Origin of the sequence: Mesorhizobium sp. M4A.F.Ca.ET.020.02.1.1 (assembly GCF_004022645.1) — a bacterium.
Lineage (GTDB): Bacteria > Pseudomonadota > Alphaproteobacteria > Rhizobiales > Rhizobiaceae > Mesorhizobium.
This window is the reverse complement of the sequence record NZ_RZOI01000363.1, coordinates 1-6,036: the sequence shown is the minus strand read 5'-3', so window position 1 is coordinate 6,036 and position 6,036 is coordinate 1. Positions and strand designations below refer to the sequence as shown.

Genomic DNA, 6,036 nt, shown 5'->3' with positions numbered 1-6,036 from the left:
GGCCTTGAGCGCCTCGCCGCAGCCCTTCGAGCGGTCGACTTCCGGCGTCGTGCCCTTCTGGCCATGGATGATGATCATCTCGCCCTTGCCGCCGGCCTGCTTGGCGATGTAGTCGCACACGCCCTGGGCCGAGGCGACGCTGTTGGTGGCGATGAAAGTGTCGCCCGGCGCGCCGTCGGCGTTGCGGTCGACATTGACGACCGGGAGGCCGGCGGCCTTCGCCGTCTTGGTCGGCACGGTTGCGGCGGTGGCGCCGGCCGGGATGTAGATCAGCGCGTCGATGTTCTGCGTGATTAGGTCCTGCACCTGGCTGACCTGGGTGGCCGAATCGCCCTTGGCGTCGACGGTGACAACCTCGATGCCCTTCTCCTTGGCATAAGCCTCAACCGACTGCTTGATCTGGTTGAAGAAGTCGGCCTGCAGGTTGGCGACAGCCAGTCCGAGCTTCTTGGCGTCCTTGGCCGAAGCGGCGTCGGACAGGCCAAGCAGCGGGATGATGGCCGCGGCGGCAAGCAAGAGTGATCGTTTGGTCAGCATGGTTTTCCTCCGTTGATATTCAATCTGTTCCGCCCGCGCATCACGGCGCCCCATGGCCGAACATTCCCAGTCTCGGATCGACCGATCCGTCTATCGCCCGGAGATCCGGGCGAATTCTCATTGCGCCCGGCTCCTCACTGTGCTCTGCGCCGCCAGGTGTCGGTGGCGACGGCAAGCGCGATCACCACGCCGATCACCACCTGCTGGATGAAGGGCGAAACGCCAAGCAAGTTGAGCCCGTTGCGCAGCACGCCGATGATGAGCACGCCGACCGCCGTGCCGCCGATCGAGCCGACGCCGCCCGAAAGGCTGGCGCCGCCGATGACCACGGCAGCGATCGTGTCGAGCTCGTAGCCGAGGCCAGAGCTTGGCTGTACGGAATCGAGCCTTGCGGCGAGCACGATGCCGGCAAGTCCGGCGAGCACGCCGCAGATCGCATAGACCCAGTTGGTCAGTGACCTCACCGGAATGCCGGACAGGCGCGCGACTTCGGCGCTGCCGCCGACCGCGTAGAGGCTGCGACCGGTGGCGCGGTAGTTGAGGAAGATGGCGAAGACGATCGCCAGCACGACCATCAGCCCGACAGTGACCGACAGGAAGCCGAAATGACGGATGATCGACAGGTTGGTGAACCAGTTGGGAAAGCCGACGATCTGCGAGCCGTCGGTGATCATGTTGGCGAGGCCGCGCGCCACCGACATCATGGCCAGCGTGGCGATGAAAGGCGGCAGCCTGGTCACCGTCACAAGCAGACCCGAAACGAGGCCGCAAAGGCCGGCGACGACGAGCGCCGCGGCAACGCCGGCCGGCATCCCGAGATTGAGATAGTCGGGGTGGGCGACGAAGCCCATCACCATCGAGGCCAGCGCCAGCACCGAGCCGACCGAAAGATCGATGCCGCCGATCAGGATGACCAGCGTCATGCCGATCGCCATGATGCCGAGCACGGTGATCTGGTCGAGCACGTTGAGGATGTTTCGCACCGTCAGGAAGGTGTCGGTTGTCATCGTCAGCGCCAGGCACAGCAGCGCCAGCCCGATCAGCGGTCCCATGGTTCCGGCAAACAGCGCCGAAAGCTTTGCGCCGGTCGAGCCTTGCGCGCTCGTCACGCCCTTCAGCTCGCTTGCATCGTTGCTCACAGCCACTTCGTCTCCTCCGTCGGCGGACAGGCGATGCGTCGCCGTCCGTTCTTGTTCACCAGGCATCCTCCCTTGTGAACAATTTATCTTTGATATGCAATTTTGTTCAGCTAATCTGTTCATCAGAAAATTGTCAAGGGCCGTCGCGCCGCTCAGCGGCGGTTTGCGCCACCCAACGGATTGCCCTAGGAGGGCAAGGGCATCATGCGCGACCGGAATCAGTTTTCTGGTCCGAAGCCGGTGCCGTCAGGTCGTGGAGTGGACCAAGACGACCGGACGAACGACGCTGGCTGGCGACAGCGGCAGGAGGGCATGAGGATGGCGGTGATCGAGAACGAGAAGGCCTCGCGCTTCCCGGACGCCGAGCTCAAGGCGCGCGCTGCCTGGCACTATTATGTCGAGGGTCTGACGCAGGAGCGCATCTCGGAGATCCTCGGCATCGGCCGCATCAAGGTGCATCGTATCCTCTCCGCCGCCCGCGAGGAGGGCGTGGTCCAGTTCCGCATCCGCGACAGCGTCGTCGAATGCGTGCAGCTCGAGGAGAGCCTGAAGCAGCGCTTTGGCCTGAGCCAGGCCGTTGTCGTGCCGTCGGCCGCGGACAGAAGCAACGCGCCGCTGATGATCGGCCATGCCGCGGCAACCTATCTGGCCGACAACGTCAATCCCGGTGATGTCATCGCGCTCGGCTGGGGCCGCACGCTGAAATTCGCCATCAACGAACTGCCCCGGCGGCCGATTGCCAGGACCACGGTGGTCTCGATGCTTGGCGGCCTCACTCACGCGCAGCCGCTCAACCCGACCGAGAGCGCCTGGGAGTTCGCCGAGAAGATCGGCGCCGAATGCTATCTGCTGCCCGTGCCGGTCTATGCTGACAGGCCGGAACAGCGCGATGCCTTCATGAGCCAGCGCAGCGTCCAGGACGTCGTCTTCCGTGCCCGGCGCGCCAACATCGCCGTGCTCAGCGTCGGCGCCTTCTCCGGCAACAGCCCGATCGCCAATTACGGCTTCATCAAGCCTAGCGAGCTCGAGGAATTGCAGGCGGCCGGCGCTGTCGGCGACATCCTCTGCTACTTCATCGACGTCGAGGGCCGCCCCATCGACCATGAGGTCAACCGTCGCGTCTGCGCCTTTCCGCTGCAGGATCTCTCCGATATTCCGTCGATCATCCTGGTTTCGGGTGGGCAGGACAAGGTGGCCGTCATGCGCGCCGCGCTTGCCAACACCAGGGTCTCGGTGCTGATCACCGACGAGGACGCAGCCAAGGGCCTGCTCAGTCGCTGAATTCGCAAGGCTTCGGACGGCGCTCGTACGACCAGTCAGAGAGATTGACCGGCGTGAACTTCCCCTCGATCGGCTTGCCGTCGTCCAGATCCTGCGAGGCGACACCCTTGCCGGTGAGGAAATTGATGTCGCAACTGCCGAGCGTCGTCTCGACGCCATCCACCGTCTGCTTGTTCCAGTCCCAGTTGCGGCTGTAGCCGCCGACCAGGAACCTGCCTCGGCGGTAGACGATCGTCAGCGTTTCTTCCGTCGATTTGCTGGCGCCGCAGCCGAAGCAGGACGTGATCGCCACCGATCCCTTGCCCTTGCTTTCGAGATCGATGATACGGTCTTCGGTCAGTCCCTTCCTGACGAAATCAGGCCGCGGGGGAGGATCAAGGTGGTCCTCGCCGGCTGCCAGATAGATGATGAGATCGGCCGGCGCGCCGGGCTCCTGCATCACCACAACCCTGTCCATCTTGCCGTCACGGTCGATGTCGAGTTTGAGCTCGAATGCCGGCGCGTTGCCGGCGAGTGCCGGCATCGGCAGGGTCCCCAGGGCGACAAGCCAGGGCAAGGCCGCAAGATGGAATTCTCTAATCATGAGCAATCGTCCGCCGCGCGCGGCAGCCTAACACCGGCTGCGCCAGACACAAGATTGCGGCCCGGCTCAGGCCGCGCCGAGCCGTGCATGGATGTCACGCGTCGCATGATAGAGGTCGCGGTAGATTGCCTTGCGCGCGCGATAAGCGGGCACCAGCGCATCGACCGGGTCGACGCGCCTTGCCGGTGGCGCGGCCATTGCCATTGCCGCGTCTTCCGGCGAAGCGAACCATCCGACGGCGGATGCCGCCAGCATGGCGGCGCCGAGTGCGGCCGCCTCGTTGACCGGCGAAACCGAGAGCGGCCGTTCCAGCACGTTCGCCATGATCCGCATCAGCAGCGTCGAATTGGCGCCGCCGCCAGCCGCGATCATCGCCTCTGCCTTGCCGGTCCGCTCCTCCATCGCAGCGGTGGCGATCGCCTGCTCGAAGGCGATGCCTTCCAGCACCGCGCGGAAGAGATGTCTTGGCTCATGGTCGAGCGACAGGCCGACAATGGCGCCGCGCGCAGCACCATCCCAGTACGGGCTCATGACGCCGGCCCAGTACGGCATGACCAGCAGGCCGTCGCTGCCTGCGGGCACCTCCATCGCGGCCTTCTCCAGGATGGCGGCGGAGGGTGCACCGGTGGTGCGCACGATCCAGTCGACCAGCTGCATGCCCGAGCGCAGCACCGTCTCCAGCATGAAGCCGGAGCCGGTCGGTGAGACCAGCGTGCGGAACGCATCCGATGTCGCGACCGCGCCGGCATAGTTGCCGCTGACGACGCCGGAGCCCAGCGAGAGGTAGCTCTTGCCGGGACCGTAGACGCCCATGCCGAGGCCCATCGCCTGGCCGTCGCCGGCGCCGGCGATGATGGGCGTGCCGGCCTGCAGGCCGGTCAGAGCGGCGGCGCTTTCGCTCAGGCCGCCGCAGATTTCTCCCGGCCCGACCAGCTCCGGCAAATGCTCCGGCCGCAGCCCGGCGGCCTCGACCAGGCGGGGATGCCAGGTACCGGTCTTGATGTCGAGCAGGCCGAGCGGATCGGCGCTCGCGGTGCTGGTCACCAGCCGTCCGGTCAGCCGGTGGACGAAGAACCCGTGCACGTCGACGAGTGCCGCCGCCTGGCCGAGCGCCTGCGGCCGGTGTTCGGCAAGCCAGGCAAGCGCATAGAGCGCCGGCGTCGGGTCCGGCGGCTTGCCGCTCCAGTCGCGGATCGCCTCGCGGCCGAGCTCGGCCGAAAGCCGTGCCACTTGCGGGCGGGCGCGCTCGTCCAGCCACAGGATCGCCGGGATGAGCGGCTTGCCGGCAGCGTCGATCAGGGTGAACGTCTCGCGCTGGTGGGCGATGGAAATCGCCGCCACGCGCGAGCCGCCGACCTTGCCGGCGACCTGCTTCACCGCGGCAAGCAGCGCCGTCCACCAGTGCTCGGCGTCCTGTTCGAAATGGCCGGGCGCCGGGTTTGACAGCGGGTAGGTTTCGCGCGCCTGGAACAGTTCCGCCCCGTTCCGCGCGAAAGCGATCGCCTTCACGGCCGTCGTCGAGGCGTCGATCCCGATTACGACATCGTCCATCAGGCGGGGATCCGAAAATATCAGGCGGCGTTGGTGACGAACCGTCCGTCCGACTGGTCGAGACGACGGCGGATCTGGGTTATCACCATCGAATCGTCGGGTACACAGTTTTCATAGGTGAGGAAGTCGCCGGCCTTCACCGGCTTCACCACCTTGGCGCGTTCGGCCAGCCCGAGCGGCAGTGCGCCCCTGGCACGCGCGTCCTCCCATGTCATGGCGAAGCCGCGATAGTCGTTCTCGCCGATCATGCCGAGCGACTGGCCGGCGCCGAGGTTGCTCTTGGCGACCGCCACGGCTTCCGCCACCGGATGGTCGAGCGGCTCCATGTCGGCGCGCTTGTAGACCACGGCGCGCGCCGCCGAGAGCGGCACTTCCAGGCTGGTCAGATGATAGGGGCGGAAGATCGTGAAATAGGGGCCCTTGCCGACCTTGAGGTCGATCATGCGCTCCAGCACGCGCGGATGCTTCGTCTCGATGATGCAGAAGACGCCGGGCGCCACGCCCTTGCCGATCGAATAGTCGACCACGCCCTTGCGGTGCAGCACGCCGCCGTCCTCGCGCGGGCAGAGCACCCCTGCCAGTTCCTCGAGTGTCGCCGTCGGGCCGTGCATGCCCGGCACGTCCGGCACCAGGCCGGTGGCGTTGGCGATCGCCACCATCTCGATCGCCGTCTTCGAGCCGTCGACGAACTCGACCAGCATGCGCGCGTTCATGTTGCGCTCGCTGGCCTCCTTCTCGTAGTCGGCCGGCATGGCGTCGATCTTCAGCGGATTGTTCTTGCCCTTGCCGGCGGCGACTATTGTGAAGCCGAGGCTCTTGGCGAAGCCGATGATCTCCAGCGTGCAGGCGGGCTCGTCGCCGGCGGCGCCGGTGTAGACCACGCCTGCCTTGCGCGCCTCATCCTTGAGGAAGCGGCCGATGGTGATGTCGGCCTCGACATTGAGC

At 66.2% G+C, this 6,036-nt stretch carries 6 protein-coding genes; 1 reads left to right on the top strand and 5 read right to left on the bottom strand.

Features of this window, described 5'->3' with window-relative positions; genetic code table 11:
• Positions 1 to 537 (bottom strand): substrate-binding domain-containing protein (locus EN742_RS21135; RefSeq protein ID WP_148670176.1); only part of this gene is annotated, 537 nt, incomplete at its 3' end.
• A 134-nt stretch (positions 538 to 671) separates the two neighbouring features.
• Positions 672 to 1,682: an ABC transporter permease gene (locus tag EN742_RS21130; RefSeq protein WP_189375496.1), complete on the bottom strand. Its 1,011-nt coding sequence runs from the start codon at positions 1,680 to 1,682 to the stop codon at positions 672 to 674.
• Positions 1,683 to 1,994: 312 nt separating this feature from the next.
• Between EN742_RS21130 and EN742_RS21125 the strand changes: the two genes are divergently transcribed.
• Positions 1,995 to 2,957: a sugar-binding transcriptional regulator gene (locus tag EN742_RS21125; RefSeq protein WP_126056025.1), complete on the top strand. Its 963-nt coding sequence runs from the start codon at positions 1,995 to 1,997 to the stop codon at positions 2,955 to 2,957.
• Here EN742_RS21125 and EN742_RS21120 read toward each other — a convergent pair.
• From EN742_RS21120 to EN742_RS21110, 3 genes are all read right to left on the bottom strand, one after another.
• Positions 2,947 to 3,540: a hypothetical protein gene (locus EN742_RS21120; protein WP_126056024.1), complete on the bottom strand. Its 594-nt coding sequence runs from the start codon at positions 3,538 to 3,540 to the stop codon at positions 2,947 to 2,949. The genes EN742_RS21125 and EN742_RS21120 overlap by 11 nt on opposite strands.
• A gap of 66 nt (positions 3,541 to 3,606) precedes the next feature.
• Entirely contained in the window at positions 3,607 to 5,091 is a 1,485-nt protein-coding gene (locus EN742_RS21115; RefSeq protein WP_126056023.1) for an FGGY family carbohydrate kinase, read from the bottom strand.
• 20 nt (positions 5,092 to 5,111) lie between these two features.
• Positions 5,112 to 6,036: homoserine dehydrogenase (locus EN742_RS21110; RefSeq protein ID WP_128333231.1), on the bottom strand; the 925-nt coding region annotated here is incomplete at its 5' end.

Bases quoted from the DNA above. Each gene is read 5' to 3' on its own strand.
- EN742_RS21125 (WP_126056025.1), top strand. From the start codon at position 1,995: ATGGCGGTGATCGAGAACGAGAAGGCCTCGCGCTTCCCGGACGCCGAG.
- EN742_RS21120 (WP_126056024.1), bottom strand. From the start codon at position 3,540: ATGATTAGAGAATTCCATCTTGCGGCCTTGCCCTGGCTTGTCGCCCTG.
- EN742_RS21115 (WP_126056023.1), bottom strand. From the start codon at position 5,091: ATGGACGATGTCGTAATCGGGATCGACGCCTCGACGACGGCCGTGAAG.